The following is a 19,935-nucleotide window of genomic DNA, read 5'->3' as shown; positions in this document are numbered from 1 at the left end:
GGGATTTTTTTTTGTACATTGTTGGGCATTCTATAGTTGTAATGGTTCATCGACAAAATCTTTGAAGGGCAGGAACGTCACATGAGATGGGTGTATTTCAATAAGTTGTACAGAACAAAATTTCAAGCAGGCTGTCTGGCCAAAAGGCTTGTACAGGATGGCTGGATTTACGGCTTCGATGAAATGAGGGAGGTGGAGATATTCCGTTCGCGCAAGGGGAAATACGGTGTCCGTTTTATTCCTTAATTTTTTTAGTAAAATACTTGACTCTTGGCAGGGGTATCGTGTATATTATTAGTTGTCGCTATTTACTGACGCGGGGTGGAGCAGCCCGGTAGCTCGTCGGGCTCATAACCCGAAGGCCGCAGGTTCAAATCCTGCCCCCGCAATTCATCTTTACCCCGTTTTCGGGCCCTTAGCTCAGTTGGTTAGAGCGGTCGGCTCATAACCGACTGGTCGGGGGTTCAAGTCCCTCAGGGCCCATACATAAGAGAAACCCTTGCCTAGCAAGGGTTTTTTGCTGTTTGTAGGGTTGGTAGATGGTAGATTCGGAAGGTTGAGAAGAGGCGTAAGATTCTTTTGATAACGGTAAATCACAGGATTTTGCCTCTGAATAAAATATTATAATAAATGTATTAAAATACATTATATGGATTGTAATGTTTATACAATATAGGATCTTTATAGTATTTTTGATTCATACATAAATTAGGAGGTATTTATTAATGCCAGCTTCATTAAAAGAAGTTTTATTTTTCTAGGTGTATTTGTGTTGATCATTACTGTTTTTTTAACAAATTCTTTTGCCGCTTCAACATCTCAGGATGAATATTCGGACAATTTGATTCCAAAAATGACGAGTCATACTTCACCAAGTGGAAAAGCATCAGCAAGTCAGGATTATGGTCCAATGTACGCGGCTTGGAAGGCTTTTAATAGAAGCTCGAGCCAATCTTATGAAGATACATGGGAACCACGTATTCCAACTGGTTGGCTAGCATATGAATTCGACACTCCACAAATTATTGCAAAGTATACAATAAAGAATATCACTCCGATTTTGGTTCCAAATGTTGATAGAGCACCGAAAAATTGGACATTTGAAGGATGGAACGAACAAACGGAAGAATGGGATATTCTTGATACTAGGGAGAATGAAATAGATTGGACGGCTGGAGAAAAGAGAGAATATACTTTTGATAATACAATTCCATATAAAAAATATCGAATAAATGTTACAGCTAATAATGGCGGTATTTATGTTAGTATTGATGAACTGGAGATGATGAGTAAGATTGTAGAGGATGAACCGGAGCTTCCGATGGATCCGGAGACTCCAATAGAACCAGAACAACCAGAACAACCAGAACAACCAGAACAACCAGAACAACCAGAACAACCAGAACAACCGGAACAACCAGTAGATACAACTAGTAATCGGGCGATTCTAGAAGTTATGCTTCAAAATGGTGTTGTCAAAGAATTTGATCTTTCCATGACCGAGGTTAATCAATTTATAAACTGGTATGAAACAAAGGCCGCAGGCAATGGTCCAGTCACGTTTGCCATAAATAAAGATGACAATAATAAGGGACCATTTAAGGAGAGAAAGGATTACTTTATTTTTGATAAAATCATTAATTTTGAAGTAAATGAATATTAATATTTGTCTAAACTTGATTTTTAAGCACTCTTAGCAGGGTGCTTTTTGTTATTATGCGCAATATTTAACCTCGGATAACTCTCCTTGTTTAATAATTAAGAATAGCACCGCCTGTAAGGAGAACAAGTAATCCGAAGAAAATGGCCAGTCCACCGCCTATTCGAGACATGGCAATAAAGGCTTCGCTTGGCTCTGAATCGCCATTGACCATCCACCCGTACCTGATGTACCAACCGAATGCAGGAAAGAATAGCCCCAGCAGGCCAGGAACAATGAACAGAAGTGACACAAAAAATGTCATAGAAATCATCTCCTTACTATAAGATACGCAATTATCCATCAGCTGTTTCAATTTATACATAAGAAAACCGCTGCCGACAGGCAGCGGAGCAGCAGGAAGAAATGCAGCACCATACAATTCAAAAGTGTTAAATTAGAAGAAAAAAGGGAGCAGGAATAAACTTCGTATGCCGAAAAAAGGAAAGCGACGATGAAAGAAACGGCGTCTTGGAAAAAAGCCGGGGTGGAATCCGAATTGGCGATAAGTTGATTCCTCGGCCGGCAGCCCGTTCAAGCGGTCTATCATCTCATTTGTAGGGACGGCGAGGGTAACGTAGTTTTGATCGACGTGAGCGATAAAACCATCGTATGCATGACCGTCGGCTGTTTCGATCCCGACATATTTATTCATGCAGCTCCAACAGATCTGTTGATAATCATTTGCGTTCATAAACGTACCTCCTAAGGTTAATGTACCACTGACATTAGTCTATGGACTTTAACCCAGAATGGCACGGCGTTAGCCTATATTGATAAAAGCGGGGTCATAAGAAATCAGACTATAGGTATAACAGAGCTGTATTAAGTATGATGAAGTTGAATGGCAGGAGACGAATATGTCCGATGCAATAAAAGGAGAGGATACTCATAAAGGCAATAACGATCATCCAGCCTTGGGCGACATTTCTGGCCCTTGAGGAGAAGCGTTTTGAAACACGCAGCTGGGCAACGAGGCATCGCGGACCAATCGCGATCCACGCCGGGAAGAAAGTCGATAAGAGGATTTGCCGGGAGGAACCTTTTCGCAGTATTCTGGCGAAGCACGGCTATACAGCGGACAATCTTCCGACAGGGGCGGTTATTGCCCTAGCGAATTTGCAGAGCTGCTATGCTGTAACCAGACCGTTTGGAGAAACAGGGGACGTATGGCTTGAGGCAGAGGGAAAGTTAGTCATATGGGACGTTCCAAGGCTTGTGGCGCTTGCGGCGCAAGAGGGGCATGAATATGCCTTTGGGGATTACGGCCACGGCCGTTATGCTTGGGAAATGACGGATGTCCAATTGCTGGAGAAGCCCGTTCTGGCAAAGGGCATGCAGGGCCTGTGGAATTGGGAAGAGCAGGCGGAGTAACCGTGTGAATAACCAATATTCACGATATGATCATCCCGTCTTGGATGCCAGCATCTGATCGACCAAATCGCTCATTCCTTGCCAGTTGTCTTTAAGCTGGTATTGATGCTGTATATGCGCATTCCATGGGCGAGGGATCAGGATCGTCTCCTTGCCGGATTCGCTTGCGGCGATAATGTTATGAGGGCCGTCATCAATCAGCAGATCAAAGCCAACCAAATACTTCCGCTTCGCTACAAAAAAGTTCTCAAAAGGAATGAAGGGGAGGTGCTTCTGCATCCAGTTCCATTTCTCGGGAACAGAAGAAGGGCGGGCTGCAGTAATGACGATGACATCGTATTTTTCGGTCATTTTGCGTATTTCTTCAATTGTATATTCGTCAAAGATATCCAGTTCCTCGTAAAGCCCGGGTCTGCCGAAAAAGGCTTCCTCCGTGCATTCTGGGTGCCAGATGCCGCTCAGGTCAAAGCTGGTAACCTGCTCCATCATCAATTGAAGCCCAGGGTACTGCATATTATGATAATAAAGCGCTTTGGGTATTAAATGACAGATGGTGTCGTCCATGTCGATGGCTACAATTTTTTTACTCATGATCATGTTGTTCTCCTAGCAGTAGATATAATTGTTTAATAATGATTGTAACGAACATAAGGGAGGCTGGCAATTTGGCATAGTGGGGCAACCTCTCGCAAAGGGAGACTATTTTCTTTTTTCTTCCATATTAAACTGAGAGAGACGCCTAATGATATGCCAATGGCGATTCCGGTGGCGAGGTTATCCATGGCAAGGCCAATGCTAACGCCCATAGCGACTCCTACCGCTAATCCGGTTCCTGAGAACTCTTCTTTGTTATTTTTACTCATGTAAGAGCCTCCTTATTTTACTTCTTTCAATACGGCGGCGGCAATAAATGTGGCGTATGTAATGCCGCCAGCTGTGTTGTTATAAGAAAAGTTAACAGTAGGAACACCCACCACAAGTGCTTGATCGTCTTTGAGCAAGTCCTTTGTCGTACCTGGATACCAAATGTATATGACATTACTATATTTATCGTAAATTTCGGCTATAGTAATCGTATTATCATCTAGTACCATCTCATCAATTTTTAGTACGGTTCCTTGGATCTTAACGAAGGTGTCTAAATAGTCATTGATGTTTTTGTCCAAATGCCTGGTCGTCACTTTGGGGTTCAATAAACGCTTGACCTCATCTATGGATTCCTGGGAGTCCGCAGGGAAAAGTTGCTTTGTGCGATCCAGAAACTCATAGGATGCCGGAGTTAATTCTTTATTCGTAAAGACCGGAACAACCTCAACCATTCTATCAGCGATACTATCGTTTGATCTCGCTCTATTTTGCTCCTGTCCGAGATGCAGCTCTACTGAATCGATAATTTGCTTTGTTTGCTCTATTCCGTATTTTTCATAGAGAGGCTGAAAATAAGTTATATTCAGGTAAAATATATACTTCTCGGTTGGGATTGCGTACTGTACCATCGTGAATTCTTCGCCATTGCTTTCAAATTTCCCCGTAAAGATCCCGCCGATATAATTTTTGTATTGTTTTTCGGTATATCCGGTCTTTTTGAAATTTTCAATGTTGGTTTTAAAAGACTCAATGAGAGCATCGCTAGCTGATTTAACATCTACTAACCTGTCGGTAGGGGTAAGAAAGGCTTGCGCAAGAATATTGTATTTAGAATCGTCCGGATCTGGAAAGGCAAAAGAAACTACGTATTCAATATTATCACCTATACCTACGTCTTCATTTCTTTCCCATGAAGAGGGATAAGAAAAGGAGTAAGCCTCACCTTGGTATGTAGTGAAATTTGTTACTCGCTTGCTCGCCTGAACACTTGGTTCAGACTCTGTATGCTTGGAATAAGGCCTGCTGCCGCATGCGGTTAGCAGTGTGATGATAGCAAAAATAATAGCAATTTTTTTCATTAGCTGAAGGCTCCTGACACATCCCCATAGGCTGAGGAACTTGCTGTGGGTCGTCGTGAATTAATACAAATGGGATGGCTCGGATCATTTCATGAACCACCGGACGATATAGCTGATCAATGACAAAACGACGCTGATCAGAATGCAGGTCACGATGGGGAAATAAAATTTAGCATTCCCTTTATCGATCATGATATCACCTGGCAAACGTCCGAGATGGATAAACCTGCCCAGAAAAGACCAGAGCAAGCCCGCGATAATGAGGACTGCCCCGGCGATGATCAATATTTTTGGCATGTTGTTCATTGGAGTTCCCTCCTCTATAAAGCAATGATTATCGTTTCTCTGACTTTTCGTATGCGATTAAGGTAACCTCATTCCCGGTTGCTTCAGCTATAGCCGCCTCGGCTTCTTTGATAATTGCGACGGCTTGCTTCTGATCGTTTAACGGCGCAATTTGGTAAGTGTCTGTCGAGATATTCACAAGCATGACCTCCTGTCGTAATGGAATACATCATGTAGTGTATCCAGACAAACCGACTTGATGTAAGAGCATGAATTGCCTATCTTTAACCTACCAAAAAAATCTGCAAAAGGCCACCGGGCGATCATTTTTACATTTGGGCTTGAAACTCCGTCGAATATCATGTTATAATCAATAACGCAGGAATTTTTCGGCATTGATTTTGAACTGGCATGTTATTTATGCCGGGGTGGCGGAATTGGCAGACGCACAGGACTTAAAATCCTGCGGTAGGTGACTACCGTACCGGTTCGATCCCGGTCCTCGGCATTACGACAATAAATCGCACAGCTCTCGCGAAAGCGAAGGCTGTGCGATTTTTTTGTCGGTTCCGCTCAGGGGATTTCTGCTAAAATGAGTTTATGAATAGTATATAATGCTAGAAGCTTGGAAAGGGAGAGACAACATGAGTAAGGAGATATTCGGCAACGATTGGGACCAGGTGCTTGCAGCGGAGATGGACAAGCCGTATTTCCATGAGCTGATGGAATGGCTGGATCAGGAGTACAGGGAGCATACGGTATTTCCGCCGCGGCCGTATTTGTTCCAGGCCTTGAAGCTGACGGGATACAGCCAGACACGGGCGGTGATTCTGGGGCAGGATCCATATCATGGCGCAGGCCAAGCCCATGGCTTAAGCTTCTCTGTGCTGCCTGGGGTAAAGATTCCGCCATCGCTGCGGAACATCTATAAGGAGCTGTCCAGCGATCTTGGCATTCCTGTTCCTTCTGAAGGCACTTTGACTTCATGGGCCCAAGAGGGCGTGCTGCTGCTGAATACGGTGCTGACCGTACGCGAAGGACTGGCCGGTTCCCATCAGGGCAAGGGCTGGGAGAAGTTTACGGATGCGGTCGTAGCAGCGTTAAACGAAAGGGAAGAGCCTGTGGTTTTCATTTTGTGGGGAAGCCATGCCCAGAAAAAAGGAGCGCAAATCAATACGGACCGCCATCTTGTCATTGAATCGGCCCATCCGAGTCCTTTGGCGGCGAGACGGGGCTTTTTTGGAAGCCGCCCTTTTTCCCGGACTAATGCTTTTTTGAAAGCGCAAGGCGAACAACTGATCGATTGGAACGTAGTTCATAGCCATAAATGATAGGAAGTAGGACAAACGAATTATTTTTGCGGAAAAAGGTTACGAAATTAATCCTAGATGTCGATATAATTTCAGTAGAGCTGGATTGAATTTCCGGCTATAAATGACAACAAAGGAGAGAAATGGATGATTCCGAACAGGAAAATGACGAAGTGGCTCCTGACCATGGTGCTGCTCATTGCCGCTGTATTCCCGACTAGCGTCTTTGCTGCCTCCGGCGATGTCTTATCGATTGATATTGAAGGCTCCGGTGCAACGCTAGAACTTACGGTTGGCAAAGGAACGAAGCAATTGAAGGTATGGGCGACGGTCGAGGGCTCCTCGGTCAAAAAGGACATTACCCGTGCCGTCAGCTGGTCATCGGATCAGCCGGATACCATTAAAGTAGACAATGGTCTTCTAACGCCGCTAAAGAGCGGAACTGCTACAATTACCGCTGTCTATAACGATTCCGCAGTAGATACGATTACTGTCAAAGCGGTGGATACATACAAGGATTTGACTTTGGAGTATTCGCTGAATGGTAAATATAAGCTTGGAGCGGATGAAGCGGATCTGAATGTTAAAGCCCAGGCCGTCGTTGAGAACACGAACGGTACGCTGGCCGACGTAACTCAAGATGCGCAGTGGACTTCTTCCAATACGTCCGTGCTCACGATCGATAAAGGTAAAATTAAGCTTGTTGCAGAAGGTAAAGCGACGATTACGGCCAAATACTCCGGATTGACGGCTTCTTTCGAGGCCACGGTCTCTTCCCCGTACTCGGAACTGAATCTCGTATATGCAAGCAATGATGAAAAGGCAGAGGATATCGAACTGCTTGTCGGCGATAGTGAGATTGAGGTGAAAGCCACTTCCACTTTGTCGAGCAACCAATCGACAGTGGATGTATCCGACAAAGCTGAATGGTCGACGTCCGACAAGAGCATCGCTACCGTTGAGGATGGCAAGATTAAACCTGTAGCCATCGGTAAAGCGACGATTACAGCCGAATATCTCGGAGCCAAGGGTCAAGTGGACGTCTATGTACGCACGCCGTACGAAGTGATCATCCTGAACCCTTCGTCCGAGCAAGTCCTGTTCATCGGCGAGCAGCTGGAGGCGAAGGCAGAGGTTAGAAGCCGTGCCAATTCGACGGATGATGTTACCGCTGCAGCTGAGTGGACATCCTCCAACCCTCTGGCTGTAACGGTGGATAAAGGAATTATTTCTCCAAAAGCAGTCGGAACATCCACGATCAAAGTCAGCTATCATGGCGTAAGCAGAAGCATGAATGTGACGGTTCAACCGACTATTACGAAGTTTGAGGCAGACAAGAGCGAGCTGGAATTGCTCAAGAATGAATCGCTGAACGTACCGAAAATCAAGGCAACCAAGCTGGATGATGAGGAATTAGATTTCAGCAAGGAAGTGATTTGGTCCTCCAGCAATGAGGATGTCGTCAAAATCGAGGATGGCAAAATCGTGGCGAAGGATGCCGGCAAGGCAATAATTACGGCGAAGCTTCCAGAATCCAAGGTTACAGCCGGATCGGCCCACTCCGTTCGCAATAGTTCGGTTGAGGTGGAAGTCACGGTCAAGGAAAAGGTTCTGGCGCTGATCAGCGAGGAAGAGAAGCTGAACCTGGTCGTTGGCGAGGAAAGCCCGCTTCCTAAAGTAGCTGTCGTATATGAGGACGGAAATGAAGAGGCAGATATCGCCAGCGAAATTACTTGGACGATTTCGAACAGCAATGCGGTGATCAAAGATTCCGCAAACGGCAAAACGATCAAAGGCCTGATCAAAGGATCGGCAACTTTAAAAGGAACGTACTCGAACAAGACGATCAGCATCCCAATGACAGTTGAGCAAAAAATTACGAAAGTTGTCGTAGAGCCGGTGAATATCGAACTTAACCTGAAGAAATCCAAGTCGATTAAAGTAACCGGTTATTATTCGAACGGCCAGAAAGTAACGCTGTCTACGAAAATGAACTGGCAATCCTCCAATACGGACGTAGCCACAATCAGTTCCTCGTCCGTCAAGGCGGTTGGCGAAGGCTCGGCTACATTGAGCGGATCTTATCAGGGTCATAACGTCAGCGTCAACGTGAAGGTTGTTCCTAAGCTGACCAAGCTGACCGTAGACGAAAAGAAGCTTGCATTAGCTCCTGGAGGAATCAAATCGGTTGTCGTCAAAGCCGAATATGATACCGGCGCGACGGCCATTGTAACCGGCAGCGCAGAATGGACCAGCTCCAAACCGTCCGTAGCTAAAGTGACCGGGGGCAAAATCGAGGCGGTAGGCAAAGGTACGGCGTCGATCAAAGGAAAGTTCGGTGGCAAGACGGTTACCATTTCAGTAACAGTGAAATAATAAGTCTCATTTATCCCGTATTCTCCAATTTTAAAAGCACTTCAGCGATTTGGCTGAAGTGCTTTTGCATTATTTTCGCAGATAAAGGTTACAAGCTAATGGTTGATTCTGGCTGGAGCATTTAATATAATAAGTGGAACAAATGTTCTAATTGTTTCGTTGTCATGGCGCAAGGTTAGAGCAACTAGAAAAGGACAATGATCATCCATGAAGAAGTGTCGTTTGATTTTTAAGTTTCAGTTAAGAATGTTCGTAAGTATTTTGGCTGTCGTGCTGATGTTATCTGGCTGTGCACTGGAATTGGAATTTGGGAGTCCTGCCGATACAAACAGCGGCTCCAGGCTGAATGAGGGCCATCTGCGGGTTATTTTTCTCGATGTAGGTCAAGGGGCATCCCAATTGCTGATTAGCCCTTCGGGGAAGACGATGCTGATCGATGCAGGGAATAATGACCGGGAGCAGGCGATGCTTGATTATTTAAGGGAGTACGGCGTTAACCGCTTGGACATCGTGATCGGCACGCATCCGGATGCAGATCATATCGGCGGATTGGATCGGGTGATCGACCATGTTGACATCGGGGAAATTTATATGCCGAAGATTCAAGCGAATACAAAGACGTTTGAGTCCTTGCTGCTCTCGATTAAGAATAAGGGCCTGAAGGTCAAGACGGCTAAGGCAGGGCTTGTGCTTGAGTGGGATGAAGACGTTCAGGTGACCATGGTTGCCCCCGTCCAAACCTACGATGACAAGAACAATATGAGCGCCGTAGTCAAAGTGGTGTACGGCAATACATCCTACTTGCTGACCGGCGATGCCGAGCGTCAGAGCGAGAAGGATATGATCGAATCCGGGGCGGATTTGCAGGCCGACGTAATGCTGATAGGACATCATGGCTCGAAATCTTCTACGACCTTAAGCTTCCTGAAGAAGGCTGCTCCGCAATATGGGGTGATCCAGGTTGGAGAGAACAATTATGGGCATCCTACTTCGACCGTGTTAGATAGGCTAAGTAAGCAGGGGATTGAAGTATACCGCAATGACCTGCATGGCACCGTGGAAATTGCTTCAGACGGTCATACATACCGAATCGCGACCGAGAGGTGAGTGGAACGATGGTTGGGATCATTGAAGGCTTTGAAGGTGAGTATTGTATTATAGAGGTAGATGGCCAGACAAGGGACGTGCCTCGCGAGCTGGTAGGCGCCGGCGTTAAGACCGGAGATGTCGTGGAATGGGACGGAACCCGGTGGAATGCAAACGCCGAGAAGACAAAGCAAAGAAGCGAGTATGTGAAGTCTTTGATGGATGACGTATGGGATGATTAAACGATTTATATCTATGTTTGGGGGATGAGTTATGACGTTGTCTAAACCACAGTCAGGAGAGTATCTGGAACATTTCGAGGAATATATTCGTGAAGTGCCGGAAGGAGAGTTAATTTCTCTGCTTGAGCTTCAGCCGGAGGAAGCAATGCTGAAGCTGGGAACACTCTCGGACGAAGCCGGTAATTACAAGTATGCGGAAGGAAAATGGAGCCTGAAGGAAGTGCTGGGGCATATAACGGATACGGAGCGTGTGATGAGCTATCGGCTGCTGCGGATTGCCAGGGGAGATAAGACGCCGCTGCCGGGTTTTAACGAGGAGCTGTTTGTGAGCCATGCCAATTTTGAACGGCTGTCGATCCAGCAGTTGTTGAAGGATTTCACGATGGTTAGGAAAGCGACCTTGTCGCTTATCCGGCAGTTGGATGATGAAGCTTGGCAGAGGGTCGGAACCGCGAGCGGGGGACCTGTATCCAGCAGGGCGCTTGCTTATATTATCGCCGGTCATGCGATTCATCATTTCCGCATAATTCGCGAACGGTATTTAGTCGGACATATGTAAACGAAACGGGCTGACTTCGAAGTTAGATGCTTCTAACTAGAGTCAGCCCGTTTTTTATTCGGCGTTAGGACTTGTGTGGTGTTGCTATTCCGTTATTCCGAGGATATGATCAAATTCATCGAACCGTTCAGTTCATACGGGCCGAAGGAGACAGGGAGAATGAAGTGGTCGCCCTTGTTTAGCGGGTATTGATTGTCTCCGATAGTCAACTGTCCTTGTCCTTCAATTACGCTGCAAAGAATGTATTTCTTGCCAGCTTCCAGATGGGTCTGGCCATCGAGATCCCATTTTTGTACGGTGAAGAAATCGTTTGATACAAAGGAGGTGACAGTAAGTCCTTCTTGCGTAAATGTATCATAGGTCTCCTTCTTGTACGACTGGGGAATCGTGGTGACGTCAATGGCCTTGTCCAGATGAAGCTCCCGGGTATTTCCGTCCTTGTCTTTACGATCATAATCGTAAACACGATAGGTAGTGTCTGAGCTCTGCTGCGTCTCAAGCACAACGATTCCTTTGCCGAGTGCATGAATCGTCCCGCTAGGCACGTAGAAGAAATCGCCGGGATGAACCGGAACCTTGGTAAGAAGCCCCTCCCAATTTCCTTCCTCGATCCACTGCACGAGCTGCTCCTTGGATTTGGCCTCATGGCCATAAATGATCTCTGCGCCCGGCTCGGCGTCAATGATATACCAGCACTCCGTCTTGCCCAGCTCGCCGTTCTCATGCTCTCCAGCATACTCATCGTCTGGATGAACCTGAACGGAGAGGTCGTCGGAAGCGTCCAAAATTTTGGTCAGCAAGGGGAATACCGGTGATTCCGATTGAAATAATTCCGGATGGGACGACCATAGCTCCCCAAGGGTCAGTCCCTGGTAGGGACCGGCTTTGACAACGCTTTGTCCGTTGGGGTGAGCCGATACCGCCCAGCACTCTCCGGTCTTCGCATAAGGTATATCGTAGCCGAATAGCTCTGCCAGCTTGCTTCCGCCCCAAATGCGCTCTTGAAATACAGGTTTTAGAAAAATAGGCTGTTGATTCATAGAGATGTTATCTTCCCTTCTTATCGCGTGATTAATATTTCATATGGATCAATGCAGCAGCGCCGATGAGTCCTGCATCCTGGCATAATGCGGCAGGGACGATCGGGGTGCTCTGCCCCGACGGATTCAAGGCGCATCTGCTCACATAATCCTGCACGGAGCTAAACAGTGGCTTACCGACCTGCGAGACGCCGCCGCCGATGACCACCTTCTCCGGGTCGAAGGTGTTGATCAGTGTGACGCAGCCGATGCCAATGTAGCGAAACACTTGATCGATCAGCGTCTTCATACCGGGATGCCCTTCCTGAGCGAGATCGAACGCCTCTTTGGAGCTGACGTCCCTGCCAAGCAGCCGGGAAGCTTGTCTGGCGATAGCTGTGCCGGAAGCGACGAACTCCCAGCAGCCCTGCTGTCCGCATACGCAGTTCCCGGCGGATGGGTCAATGACCAGATGCCCTACGTCGCCAGCGTTGCCGGTCGAGCCCGTAATCAGCTTGCCGTGCGAGAATATGCCGGCACCGATGCCGGTGCTGATCGTTATAAAGATGAAATGGTCGGTGTCCCGCGCGGCTCCCTGCCATTTCTCAGCCAGTGCAGCGGCCGTGGCGTCGTTCTCGAATGCAATCGGAAGCACAAAATGCCGCTTCAAGGATTCAAGCAAAGGGAAGCCATGCCAAGCCGGCATATTGGGCGGCTTGACGATATGGCCCGTCTTCGTATTCAAAGGGCCGGGAGCCCCGACTCCAATGCCTTCAATTTGGGCTTCGTTCAGGCTCTGTTCCGCAAGCAGCAGCTTGGCGGCATCGGCTATACGGCTGACCATCACGTGCGGATCAACCGTTAGATCTGTAGGCAGGGAGGTCTTGGCGCATACCATTCCATCCGAATCGATGATCCCGATCGCTGTCTTGGTACCGCCGATATCGATGCCTATCGCGTATTTCACTTCCAAGTCGAATACCTCCTGTATTCTATGTTAACTTTACAAACTTGACAAAATCAATTTTTGTAAAGTATATTTAGGTTAAGTTTATCATGTTTTGAGAGGGTTGAAAAGAATGGCCCGTAAAAAGAAAATATCCATGCAGGATATTGCCGACAAGCTGGAAATTTCCAAAAATGCCGTATCGCTGGCCCTGACCAACAAGAAGGGGGTAAGCGAGGAATTGCGCAGCCGTATTATGCATACAGCCAAGGAAATGGGATATGGCCCTTATGCCGTCAGCGACAGCGAACAATCCAATATTCTCGTGCTTGTGCCAGAACGGATTATGAGCTACCAGGACAACGATCATTTTCAATTTTATCATGACATAATTTGGGGGCTCGAGAAGAGCATTCGCAGCAAAGGCTTCAACGCCGTCATCGCGCCGATTGACCGCGAATCCGAGCAGCGTCTTAAGCTGCCGCGCCTGTTCACGGATATTTCTTATCGAGGCGTTATATTATTTGGAATTACGAGCTTGGAATATGCGCGTCTTATCTGGGAGCAGCAGGTCCGGCTTGTCATGATGGATTCTTATCACCGGGACCTGCCTTGTCCGGTAGTCACCTCGGCGAATATGGAGGGGGCATATGAAGCGGTCTCCTATCTCATGGAGTGCGGACATGACGAAATCGGATTCATCGGCCCCGTCAATTTGACGACAAGCCATGAAGAGCGCTGGCTGGGGTACTGGAGGGCAATGCAGAGCGGAGGACTGAAGATAAGGGGAGAGTATTGCCTGACGTCCTCGGAAGGCTATGATTATACGGAAGAGGAAATCTCCTCCTTCCTGTCTGGACTGACCGAGCTGCCAAGCGCATTTTTCTGCGGGAACGACCGAATTGCCTATATTTTGGCCGAGGTGCTTCAGAAACGGAACATTGCCGTGCCTGGGGACATTTCGATTGCGGGTTATGATGATCTCCGGTATGACAGCAGCTCGGGCGTGAGTATGACGACGGTACGCGTAGAAAAGGAGCGAATGTGCGATGCCGCTGCAGAGCTGCTGCTATCGCTGCCTGAACCTTCCCGGGAAGCGATTCGCTGGAGCATCGCACCAACGCTGATCGTCCGGGAATCGGTACAGAGGTTAGCCAAGCCTGTACAATAAGAAATCGCTTGACAAAAAGACGGACGTCTCCGTAAAGGGACGTCCGTCTTGCGAAAACACAATTATTTGTTTAGTGCTGCTTCATAACGCTTCTCAACTTCAGACCAGTTGATGACGTTGAAGAAAGCTGCGATGTAGTCAGGGCGTTTGTTTTGGTATTTCAGGTAGTAAGCATGCTCCCAAACGTCCAGACCGAGGATTGGAGTTTTGCCTTCCATAATTGGGGAATCCTGATTAGGCAGGCTGTATACGGTCAACTTGCCGTCTTTGTCTACCGCAAGGAATGCCCAGCCGCTGCCGAAACGAGTCGTTGCTGCCTTCGTGAAATCTTCCTTGAACTTGTCGAAGCCGCCAAGCTCGTTGTTGATTGCGTCAGCAAGCTTGCCGGAAGGCTGTCCGCCGCCGTTTGGTCCGATCGTTTCCCAGAACAGGGAGTGGTTGGCGTGTCCGCCGCCGTTGTTCCGAACCGCTGTGCGGATGCTCTCAGGAACGCTGTCCAGATCGGCGATCAGATCTTCCAGAGATTTGGATTGAAGCTCAGGAGCGGACTCCAGCGCCGCATTCAGGTTCGTTACATAAGTATTGTGATGGCGATCATGGTGGATCATCATCGTTTGTTCGTCGATATGTGGTTCGAGTGCGTTATTCGGGTAAGGTAGAGCAGGTAATTGGTGTGCCATAATTTAAATCATCCTCTCTAGTGTATATGTAGTGCCCTTTATTTCTCACAATGATCATTATAAATATTTACGGACACTTAGTCAACTTATATGTATGTTAAGTATATTAAATGGCTAGTTTGTATTGACAAATGGTAGGACGTTTATCATAATAATTGAACTGTAACGATAACGTACATTTGAGGTGACATGTGGTGGGCTTGGGAATCGTCGTTGTGGAAGTATGCGATAGCAACCTGCTCAGCTCGGTAGAGCTGGAGCAGCTGGAAGAAGAATATCCCGAGATAGCCGTTCTCCGCCTCGACTGCCTCAATTTGTGCGGCCTGTGCAAGCTAAGGCCCTATGCGATGGTCAATGGCAAGCGGGTATTTGCCAAGACGGTCGAAGAGTGCGTGCAGCTAATCCGGCAGACGATTGAGGAGGAGCTTCGGGCTTTTGATGATATAGAGTAATATTCCCTGTTTAATCATACCCAATTTCAGGCAAAAGAAAACCTTCGGCGCTGACAATCGGCGGATCCGAAGGTTTTTATATTACTGCTGTTCTACTTCCTTATTTGGGATTGGAAATGACATAAATGCATCTTTTTCCGTCCTGTGCCAGGCATTCTGTACGCTCTACCTCTGTGTTCAGCAGCGATTTGAATAAGCTTAATTCGCAGTCACAGGCGTGGTTGTAACGGTTTGCGATTTGCGAAATCGGACAGTTGTGCTCCTTCAGCACAAAATCACCGTCATCATTTTGCTCGCATTCGGTCATATAGCCGTTTTCGTTCTGAATTTGCGCCAGCTTCTTTACTTTATCGGCAAAGGGGATCCCGTCCATGCTTGTCTGGTACTGCTGCTTCAGCTTATCCCGGCGTTTCTCGAAGAGCCGTCTGATCGTATCCTCGCCGCTTTCATTTTCAAGCTCACTCAGCAGGTCGAGGGTCAGCGTATGGTAGTTTCTTGGAAACAGGCCTTCGGCTAGCTCCGTAAGCCCGAATACCGAGGTAGGCCTTCCCATCGTCTGCCGGATCATTTTAGATTCGATCAGCCCGTCGCGCTCCATCGTGCCGAGATGGCGCCTGACCGCCATTTCCGTAATTTGCAATTCGGACGTAATTTCTTTCGCGCTGAGAGGGCCGGATGTTTTCATCATGTGCAAAATCCGTTCCCTCGTCGGCAGCTCTTTGATTTGGTTCATCGTGACACTCCTTGCTAGAATGACATTAGCCGTTGCTTGCAGTGAGTGCGGCTTCCTTGCATTCGCTGCTGCAGAATCCGTGATGCTCTTCCTCGCAGGCTTCGCAGCAGACATGCTGGAGATTGCACACGGGACAGTTGATATAGCGGTCATTCGTCTCGCCGCAATGGTAGCAGCTCGCAATAACGATATCCTCGTCGGTACGGTTGATCGGCACGGAAATCCGCTCATCGAACACATAGCATTTGCCGTCGAACAAATGTCCCTGTACCTCAGGATCTTTGCCGTAAGTGACGATTCCGCCCTCTAGCTGGGCTACATCCGTAAAACCTTCATGCAGCAGGAAGCCGGTCAGTTTCTCGCAACGGATTCCCCCTGTACAATAAGTCAAAATTTTCTTATCCTTATACTGACTTAAGTTCTCGCGAATCCACTCCGGGAACTCGCGGAAGGACTCCACTTCCGGACGGATGGCGCCGCGAAAATGGCCGATATCGTATTCGTAGTCGTTGCGGCCGTCGATGACGATGACGTCTTCCTGCTGCAATTGTTCGTGAAACTCGACGGGAGAAAGCCGTTTGCCGCTGATTTTGTTCGGGTCGAGCTCATGCTCGTAACGGAAAGTAACCAGCTCTTTCTTGTGGCGGACGAACATTTTTTTGAAGGCATGTCCTTCTACTTCATCGATTTTGAAGACGATGTCTTGGAATAGCGGGTTGGCCCGCAGGTCGTTCATATATTTCTCGGTTTGTTCTACCGTTCCGGACACCGTTCCGTTAATGCCTTCGGAAGCGATAAGGATACGCCCTTTCAGGCCGAGGTCTTTGCAGTACTGTAAATGTTCCGCGGTAAATGCTTCTGGAGATTCGATGTGTACAAATTTATAATATAGTAACACGCGGTATGCGGTTTTGCCCATTATGATCACCTATCTATATTGGATTCTTCTGCATTGTAGTGAATTTTAACTACTTAGTCAATATTAAAGTATAGTAAGTATAGTAACGAAAATCTACAGGATATTTAAGGAGACGAGTATATGACAAGAACGGTTGGCTTTATTTATGCCCATCCTGACGATGAAACCTTCGGCTGCTCTTATCTGATTCGGCAGATCGCTGATAGCGGCAATAAGGCGGTGCTGCTGACGGCAACGAGGGGAGAAGCGGGGAAAAGCGGCAGGCTTGGAGCCCTGACTAGGGAGCAGCTGGCGGAGATTCGCGATCAGGAGCTGCAGCGGGCCGGGGACATACTGGGCATTGCGGAAATCGAGCAGCTGGATCTAGGAGACGGCAAGCTGCGTGAAGTGAAGCAGGAAGTACTGGTCGATAAAATTGCCGCGTTTCTGAACAAGCATGGGGCCGAGGTGGCAGTTACTTTTCCGGCGGATGGCATTTCCGGCCATCCCGATCATATCGCCATCCATCATGCGGTAAATAAAGCGGTATTCAGCGGGGCATGCAGCTCTGTCCAGAAGCTGTATTATAACGTGATGGGGAGCCCTGGGGCCGAAGCCGTATTGGAGCTTAAGGGGGAGGGGCTGCAGGAAATGAAAGCCAAAGCACTTACAGCGCACGAATCGCAGATCTTATCGATTGAACGGGTATTTGGCAAGCTCGAGGACGGTCCGCCCTGGCACTTCGCGCCGGAATTATTCCAGCTTGTATGGGAGCGGGGGAGCTTTAACCCTGCAAAGCAGGAGCGCTCCATCTTTGATGGCTTGATGAACTGAACGGGTTAGATCCTTATATTGGTTGCCAAGGCCAAGGCCAAGGCTAAGGTAAAGGCAAAGGTAAAGGCAAAGGGAAAGGCTGCTCCTCGTAAGAGGAACAGCCTTGTTGTTTGTCATGCTTTATATTTATGCGCCGTGCTTGACTTTTAAATGTGGTTTGCCGGCAGGCGCTTCTGTCTCGGTTACTGCTTTTTTGTGGTTAAACAGCCCGCGCAGGTAAGGGAGCACGTAGTAGTCAAGTCCGATTTTGCCGGCGTTGGCGGCTGCTACGACAACCAGTACTTCAAGCAAGAGCATTTGTGCATTCGTGCTCACTGTGCCCGAGAAGAGGAACGCCGCGTTCATCACAAGTCCCATCAGCGCTGCAAAGGTGGTGAAGGTACCGAGGATGAGGCCAAGGCCGACGAGAAACTCTCCGTAAGGGACCAGGATGTTAAAGATGTCTACTCCGGGCAGTGCGACATGTTCTAGAAATGCTGCCCACCAGCCTTGCACTGCCGGGTGGTCGCCGGTGCTCTTGGCGATGGCTCCGGCCAGATAACCTCCGGCATCAAAGCCTCCCGTAATTTTACCCCATCCTGCTTTCATCCATTCGAAGCCGAGATAAATCCGGACGACGGTCAGGAACCACATTGCAAATTTATTTGTTCTTAGGAAGTTGTTAAACATAATTACCACTCCTTATTGTGATGTTCTTTTTGTAGTGTTTGTTTGAAGGATGATCATCTTTGATGTCTTTATTATAAGTGATATTTTTCACAATATATGTGATTTAAATCACAATTTTTAAATTTTAAATAAATAAATTTTTAAGCACCGGAAAATAAAGCAGCGGAGAGGCGAGCTTCTCCGCTTTTAACATCGTTTTTTTGCTGAATTTGTGCTGGGCATTGGCAGAAGACTATGGGTACGGCAGAGTCTTGAGCGTTTAATGAATGACTTTTTTCAGCTGATGATCAGGCTGGGCTTTATGGGTTAACAACTCGGTTACGGTTACGAAGGAATAGCCCTGCTTTTTGAGCTCGGGCAAAATCTGCTTAAGGGCTTCGACGGTTTGTGTACTGTTAGCCACATAATCATGCATGAGGACGATATCGCCGCTGCGTGCGTTCGTCAGCACTTTTTTGACGATTTTATTTACGCCCGGGGATCGCCAGTCTTTCGTATCCTGGTGCCAGGACCAGAGGATAAATTTCAACTCGTTTGCTTTAGAGACGTTGATCAGCGATTCATTGTAAAATCCGCCGGGGGGACGAAAGAGCACGGCCTTGTAGCCCGTAGCCTGGTAAATGGCCTGCTGGGTTTTGCTGAGCTCATTATGCATATTGTCTTTGCTCAAGCCCTGAAAGGATGGATGCCGGTAGGAGTGGTTGCCGATCTCATGGCCTTTGGCAAGCTGCATTTTAACGATTTCAGGGTATTTCTCGACCCGTTCCCCAACTACGAAAAAGGTAGCCTTGGCGTTGTACTGATCCAGCACGTCCAGAATTTGCAGCGTTTGGTGACGATCTGGACCATCGTCAAACGTAAAGGCAATGCATTTGTCCTCGGTGGGCACTTCCCACACGATATCGCCACGTTGCTCATAATAAGCCCTATCCTTGAATTCGGAAGCCGGGAGGGCCGATATGGAATGCGGGATTAGGGGAAAGACGAGGGTCAATGTCAGAATCGGAATGAACCATCGGGTATATTTAGACATCTGAAACTATCCTCCATTTTGCGGTCGTTAACCAACGTTTAGTTATTTTGCTGCAATCTGATGATTTTATCCCTGCCCGGCTTATTTCCTGGATAAGAAGCAGGAGAGGCCAGCAATTAAGCAATGTTGGCATACAAGCAGGCTTGCAAGGATAGGATGTCGAATAAGATGATTGTGGGGAGGTGATGAGGATGAAGAGAAATAGTGTAAAAACATTCTTCAACACAAATATTGGTGATCTTGAGAAGGAGATCAACGACTGGCTGTATGAGAACAGAAGATTTACCGTCCAGTCCATTCAGTATGCGGCGGAAGGAAACAGTTTCAGCGCTCTTGTCTGGTATTTGGTGTAATCATTCTTCCTTCGGACGTAACAAAACCAAAAAAACCTTTGGAGCCAATGGCTTCAAGGGTTTATGGTGTTGATCAAATATGAGGCGGACAGGGAGCTGCTCGATATGCTCCTGCTGCTCCCGGATCGCGTCGTTCTGCTCTTTAAGCTCTCGCTGCTGCAGCACGTTTTGCTGGTCCTTGATTACCTTGGCGTACATCGTTGTAAGCATGGCCAGCCCGATATTCATTTTCGAGCTTTCGATCAGCGTCTTTTCGGCATTCGCAAGCAC

The 19,935-nt window shown here is 47.6% G+C and carries 27 protein-coding genes and 3 tRNA genes; 15 read left to right on the top strand and 15 right to left on the bottom strand.

Annotation, left to right across the window (positions count from 1 at the left end):
* Positions 1 to 105 precede the first annotated feature (105 nt).
* From QNH46_RS15940 to QNH46_RS15925, 4 genes are all read left to right on the top strand, one after another.
* Positions 106 to 246: a hypothetical protein gene (locus tag QNH46_RS15940; RefSeq protein ID WP_283928549.1), complete on the top strand. Its 141-nt coding sequence runs from the start codon at positions 106 to 108 to the stop codon at positions 244 to 246.
* A 69-nt stretch (positions 247 to 315) separates the two neighbouring features.
* Positions 316 to 389: transfer RNA gene (locus QNH46_RS15935), tRNA-Met, on the top strand.
* Between the two features lie 20 nt (positions 390 to 409).
* Positions 410 to 483: transfer RNA gene (locus QNH46_RS15930), tRNA-Ile, on the top strand.
* 289 nt (positions 484 to 772) lie between these two features.
* Positions 773 to 1,663 (top strand): discoidin/SUN/FTP domain-containing protein, encoded by an 891-nt coding sequence (locus QNH46_RS15925; RefSeq protein WP_283925161.1) that lies wholly within the window; start codon positions 773 to 775, stop codon positions 1,661 to 1,663.
* An 88-nt stretch (positions 1,664 to 1,751) separates the two neighbouring features.
* On the opposite strand, the gene QNH46_RS15920 is transcribed toward QNH46_RS15925, so the two are convergent.
* Together QNH46_RS15920 and QNH46_RS15915 are read right to left on the bottom strand one after the other, a co-directional pair.
* A complete protein-coding gene (locus QNH46_RS15920) occupies positions 1,752 to 1,964 on the bottom strand; it encodes a DUF6199 family natural product biosynthesis protein (protein ID WP_283925160.1) in 213 nt (70 codons plus the stop codon).
* Between the two features lie 132 nt (positions 1,965 to 2,096).
* Positions 2,097 to 2,393, bottom strand: coding sequence for a phosphatidylinositol kinase (locus tag QNH46_RS15915; protein ID WP_283925159.1), 297 nt, complete (start codon positions 2,391 to 2,393; stop codon positions 2,097 to 2,099).
* Between the two features lie 197 nt (positions 2,394 to 2,590).
* On the opposite strand from QNH46_RS15915, the gene QNH46_RS24595 reads away from it, so the two are divergent.
* Entirely contained in the window at positions 2,591 to 3,073 is a 483-nt protein-coding gene (locus tag QNH46_RS24595; protein ID WP_283928462.1) for an ASCH domain-containing protein, read from the top strand.
* 30 nt (positions 3,074 to 3,103) lie between these two features.
* Here the strand turns inward: QNH46_RS24595 and QNH46_RS15905 are convergent, their stop codons facing one another.
* From QNH46_RS15905 to QNH46_RS15885, 5 genes are all read right to left on the bottom strand, one after another.
* Positions 3,104 to 3,664, bottom strand: a complete 561-nt coding sequence (locus QNH46_RS15905; protein WP_283925158.1) for a 5' nucleotidase, NT5C type — start codon at positions 3,662 to 3,664, stop codon at positions 3,104 to 3,106.
* A 35-nt stretch (positions 3,665 to 3,699) separates the two neighbouring features.
* Positions 3,700 to 3,936, bottom strand: coding sequence for a glycine zipper domain-containing protein (locus tag QNH46_RS15900; protein ID WP_283925157.1), 237 nt, complete (start codon positions 3,934 to 3,936; stop codon positions 3,700 to 3,702).
* Between the two features lie 12 nt (positions 3,937 to 3,948).
* Positions 3,949 to 5,019, bottom strand: a complete 1,071-nt coding sequence (locus tag QNH46_RS15895; RefSeq protein WP_283925156.1) for a hypothetical protein — start codon at positions 5,017 to 5,019, stop codon at positions 3,949 to 3,951.
* An 84-nt stretch (positions 5,020 to 5,103) separates the two neighbouring features.
* A complete protein-coding gene (locus QNH46_RS15890) occupies positions 5,104 to 5,325 on the bottom strand; it encodes a DUF2905 domain-containing protein (RefSeq protein WP_283925155.1) in 222 nt (73 codons plus the stop codon).
* 28 nt (positions 5,326 to 5,353) lie between these two features.
* Positions 5,354 to 5,503 (bottom strand): hypothetical protein, encoded by a 150-nt coding sequence (locus QNH46_RS15885; protein ID WP_283928548.1) that lies wholly within the window; start codon positions 5,501 to 5,503, stop codon positions 5,354 to 5,356.
* 223 nt (positions 5,504 to 5,726) lie between these two features.
* On the opposite strand from QNH46_RS15885, the gene QNH46_RS15880 reads away from it, so the two are divergent.
* The 6 genes from QNH46_RS15880 to QNH46_RS15855 all read left to right on the top strand — a co-directional run bounded on the left by QNH46_RS15880 (position 5,727) and on the right by QNH46_RS15855 (position 10,877).
* A tRNA-Leu gene (locus QNH46_RS15880) sits at positions 5,727 to 5,812 on the top strand.
* 148 nt (positions 5,813 to 5,960) lie between these two features.
* A complete protein-coding gene (locus QNH46_RS15875; RefSeq protein WP_283928461.1) occupies positions 5,961 to 6,635 on the top strand; it encodes a uracil-DNA glycosylase in 675 nt (224 codons plus the stop codon).
* Between the two features lie 126 nt (positions 6,636 to 6,761).
* Positions 6,762 to 8,990: a hypothetical protein gene (locus QNH46_RS15870; protein ID WP_283925154.1), complete on the top strand. Its 2,229-nt coding sequence runs from the start codon at positions 6,762 to 6,764 to the stop codon at positions 8,988 to 8,990.
* Positions 8,991 to 9,236: 246 nt separating this feature from the next.
* Positions 9,237 to 10,097 carry a ComEC/Rec2 family competence protein gene (locus QNH46_RS15865; RefSeq protein WP_283925153.1) on the top strand — a complete coding sequence of 287 codons (861 nt, stop codon included), beginning with the start codon at positions 9,237 to 9,239 and terminating at the stop codon, positions 10,095 to 10,097.
* An 8-nt stretch (positions 10,098 to 10,105) separates the two neighbouring features.
* Positions 10,106 to 10,318 (top strand): DUF3006 domain-containing protein, encoded by a 213-nt coding sequence (locus QNH46_RS15860; protein ID WP_283925152.1) that lies wholly within the window; start codon positions 10,106 to 10,108, stop codon positions 10,316 to 10,318.
* Between the two features lie 31 nt (positions 10,319 to 10,349).
* Entirely contained in the window at positions 10,350 to 10,877 is a 528-nt protein-coding gene (locus tag QNH46_RS15855; RefSeq protein ID WP_283925151.1) for a DinB family protein, read from the top strand.
* A gap of 92 nt (positions 10,878 to 10,969) precedes the next feature.
* Here the strand turns inward: QNH46_RS15855 and manA are convergent, their stop codons facing one another.
* Together manA and QNH46_RS15845 are read right to left on the bottom strand one after the other, a co-directional pair.
* Positions 10,970 to 11,917, bottom strand: a complete 948-nt coding sequence (manA, locus tag QNH46_RS15850) for a mannose-6-phosphate isomerase, class I (RefSeq protein WP_283925150.1) — start codon at positions 11,915 to 11,917, stop codon at positions 10,970 to 10,972.
* Positions 11,918 to 11,948: 31 nt separating this feature from the next.
* Positions 11,949 to 12,863, bottom strand: coding sequence for an ROK family protein (locus tag QNH46_RS15845; protein WP_283928460.1), 915 nt, complete (start codon positions 12,861 to 12,863; stop codon positions 11,949 to 11,951).
* Between the two features lie 112 nt (positions 12,864 to 12,975).
* On the opposite strand from QNH46_RS15845, the gene QNH46_RS15840 reads away from it, so the two are divergent.
* Complete coding sequence (locus QNH46_RS15840; RefSeq protein ID WP_283925149.1) at positions 12,976 to 14,013, top strand: LacI family DNA-binding transcriptional regulator; 1,038 nt, start codon at positions 12,976 to 12,978, stop codon at positions 14,011 to 14,013.
* 62 nt (positions 14,014 to 14,075) lie between these two features.
* Here QNH46_RS15840 and QNH46_RS15835 read toward each other — a convergent pair whose 3' ends face one another.
* The gene (locus tag QNH46_RS15835) at positions 14,076 to 14,693 is read right to left on the bottom strand and encodes a superoxide dismutase (protein WP_213590317.1); all 618 of its coding nucleotides are present in this window, start codon (positions 14,691 to 14,693) and stop codon (positions 14,076 to 14,078) included.
* Positions 14,694 to 14,887: 194 nt separating this feature from the next.
* On the opposite strand from QNH46_RS15835, the gene QNH46_RS15830 reads away from it, so the two are divergent.
* Complete coding sequence (locus QNH46_RS15830) at positions 14,888 to 15,145, top strand: YuzB family protein (RefSeq protein ID WP_213590318.1); 258 nt, start codon at positions 14,888 to 14,890, stop codon at positions 15,143 to 15,145.
* Between the two features lie 100 nt (positions 15,146 to 15,245).
* On the opposite strand, the gene QNH46_RS15825 is transcribed toward QNH46_RS15830, so the two are convergent.
* Both QNH46_RS15825 and trhO read right to left on the bottom strand, forming a co-directional pair.
* Complete coding sequence (locus tag QNH46_RS15825) at positions 15,246 to 15,878, bottom strand: helix-turn-helix transcriptional regulator (protein WP_283925148.1); 633 nt, start codon at positions 15,876 to 15,878, stop codon at positions 15,246 to 15,248.
* A gap of 25 nt (positions 15,879 to 15,903) precedes the next feature.
* Entirely contained in the window at positions 15,904 to 16,797 is an 894-nt protein-coding gene (gene trhO, locus QNH46_RS15820) for an oxygen-dependent tRNA uridine(34) hydroxylase TrhO (RefSeq protein WP_283925147.1), read from the bottom strand.
* A gap of 120 nt (positions 16,798 to 16,917) precedes the next feature.
* Here trhO and QNH46_RS15815 point away from each other — a divergent pair, with 120 nt between their 5' ends.
* A complete protein-coding gene (locus QNH46_RS15815; RefSeq protein ID WP_283925146.1) occupies positions 16,918 to 17,610 on the top strand; it encodes a PIG-L deacetylase family protein in 693 nt (230 codons plus the stop codon).
* 126 nt (positions 17,611 to 17,736) lie between these two features.
* On the opposite strand, the gene QNH46_RS15810 is transcribed toward QNH46_RS15815, so the two are convergent.
* Entirely contained in the window at positions 17,737 to 18,279 is a 543-nt protein-coding gene (locus QNH46_RS15810) for a DoxX family protein (RefSeq protein ID WP_283925145.1), read from the bottom strand.
* Positions 18,280 to 18,538: 259 nt separating this feature from the next.
* Positions 18,539 to 19,312, bottom strand: coding sequence for a polysaccharide deacetylase family protein (locus QNH46_RS15805; RefSeq protein WP_283925144.1), 774 nt, complete (start codon positions 19,310 to 19,312; stop codon positions 18,539 to 18,541).
* Positions 19,313 to 19,503: 191 nt separating this feature from the next.
* On the opposite strand from QNH46_RS15805, the gene QNH46_RS15800 reads away from it, so the two are divergent.
* Positions 19,504 to 19,665, top strand: coding sequence for a hypothetical protein (locus tag QNH46_RS15800; RefSeq protein WP_154674770.1), 162 nt, complete (start codon positions 19,504 to 19,506; stop codon positions 19,663 to 19,665).
* On the opposite strand, the gene QNH46_RS15795 is transcribed toward QNH46_RS15800, so the two are convergent.
* Positions 19,666 to 19,935 carry a hypothetical protein gene (locus QNH46_RS15795; protein ID WP_283925143.1) on the bottom strand — a complete coding sequence of 90 codons (270 nt, stop codon included), beginning with the start codon at positions 19,933 to 19,935 and terminating at the stop codon, positions 19,666 to 19,668.

Source organism: Paenibacillus woosongensis (assembly GCF_030122845.1).
In the GTDB taxonomy this organism is placed as follows: domain Bacteria; phylum Bacillota; class Bacilli; order Paenibacillales; family Paenibacillaceae; genus Fontibacillus; species Fontibacillus woosongensis_A.
The sequence above is the reverse complement of the archived record's forward strand: the minus strand, read 5'-3'. Positions and strand labels throughout refer to the sequence as shown.

Coding starts and splice junctions, on each gene's coding strand:
- QNH46_RS15920 (WP_283925160.1), bottom strand. CDS start 1,964: ATGACATTTTTTGTGTCACTTCTGTTCATTGTTCCTGGCCTGCTGGGG.
- QNH46_RS15915 (WP_283925159.1), bottom strand. CDS start 2,393: ATGAACGCAAATGATTATCAACAGATCTGTTGGAGCTGCATGAATAAA.
- QNH46_RS15905 (WP_283925158.1), bottom strand. CDS start 3,664: ATGAGTAAAAAAATTGTAGCCATCGACATGGACGACACCATCTGTCAT.
- QNH46_RS15900 (WP_283925157.1), bottom strand. CDS start 3,936: ATGAGTAAAAATAACAAAGAAGAGTTCTCAGGAACCGGATTAGCGGTA.
- QNH46_RS15895 (WP_283925156.1), bottom strand. CDS start 5,019: ATGAAAAAAATTGCTATTATTTTTGCTATCATCACACTGCTAACCGCA.
- QNH46_RS15890 (WP_283925155.1), bottom strand. CDS start 5,325: ATGAACAACATGCCAAAAATATTGATCATCGCCGGGGCAGTCCTCATT.
- QNH46_RS15870 (WP_283925154.1), top strand. CDS start 6,762: ATGATTCCGAACAGGAAAATGACGAAGTGGCTCCTGACCATGGTGCTG.
- QNH46_RS15865 (WP_283925153.1), top strand. CDS start 9,237: ATGTTCGTAAGTATTTTGGCTGTCGTGCTGATGTTATCTGGCTGTGCA.
- QNH46_RS15860 (WP_283925152.1), top strand. CDS start 10,106: ATGGTTGGGATCATTGAAGGCTTTGAAGGTGAGTATTGTATTATAGAG.
- QNH46_RS15855 (WP_283925151.1), top strand. CDS start 10,350: ATGACGTTGTCTAAACCACAGTCAGGAGAGTATCTGGAACATTTCGAG.
- manA (WP_283925150.1), bottom strand. CDS start 11,917: ATGAATCAACAGCCTATTTTTCTAAAACCTGTATTTCAAGAGCGCATT.
- QNH46_RS15840 (WP_283925149.1), top strand. CDS start 12,976: ATGGCCCGTAAAAAGAAAATATCCATGCAGGATATTGCCGACAAGCTG.
- QNH46_RS15835 (WP_213590317.1), bottom strand. CDS start 14,693: ATGGCACACCAATTACCTGCTCTACCTTACCCGAATAACGCACTCGAA.
- QNH46_RS15825 (WP_283925148.1), bottom strand. CDS start 15,878: ATGAACCAAATCAAAGAGCTGCCGACGAGGGAACGGATTTTGCACATG.
- trhO (WP_283925147.1), bottom strand. CDS start 16,797: ATGGGCAAAACCGCATACCGCGTGTTACTATATTATAAATTTGTACAC.
- QNH46_RS15815 (WP_283925146.1), top strand. CDS start 16,918: ATGACAAGAACGGTTGGCTTTATTTATGCCCATCCTGACGATGAAACC.
- QNH46_RS15810 (WP_283925145.1), bottom strand. CDS start 18,279: ATGTTTAACAACTTCCTAAGAACAAATAAATTTGCAATGTGGTTCCTG.
- QNH46_RS15805 (WP_283925144.1), bottom strand. CDS start 19,312: ATGTCTAAATATACCCGATGGTTCATTCCGATTCTGACATTGACCCTC.
- QNH46_RS15800 (WP_154674770.1), top strand. CDS start 19,504: ATGAAGAGAAATAGTGTAAAAACATTCTTCAACACAAATATTGGTGAT.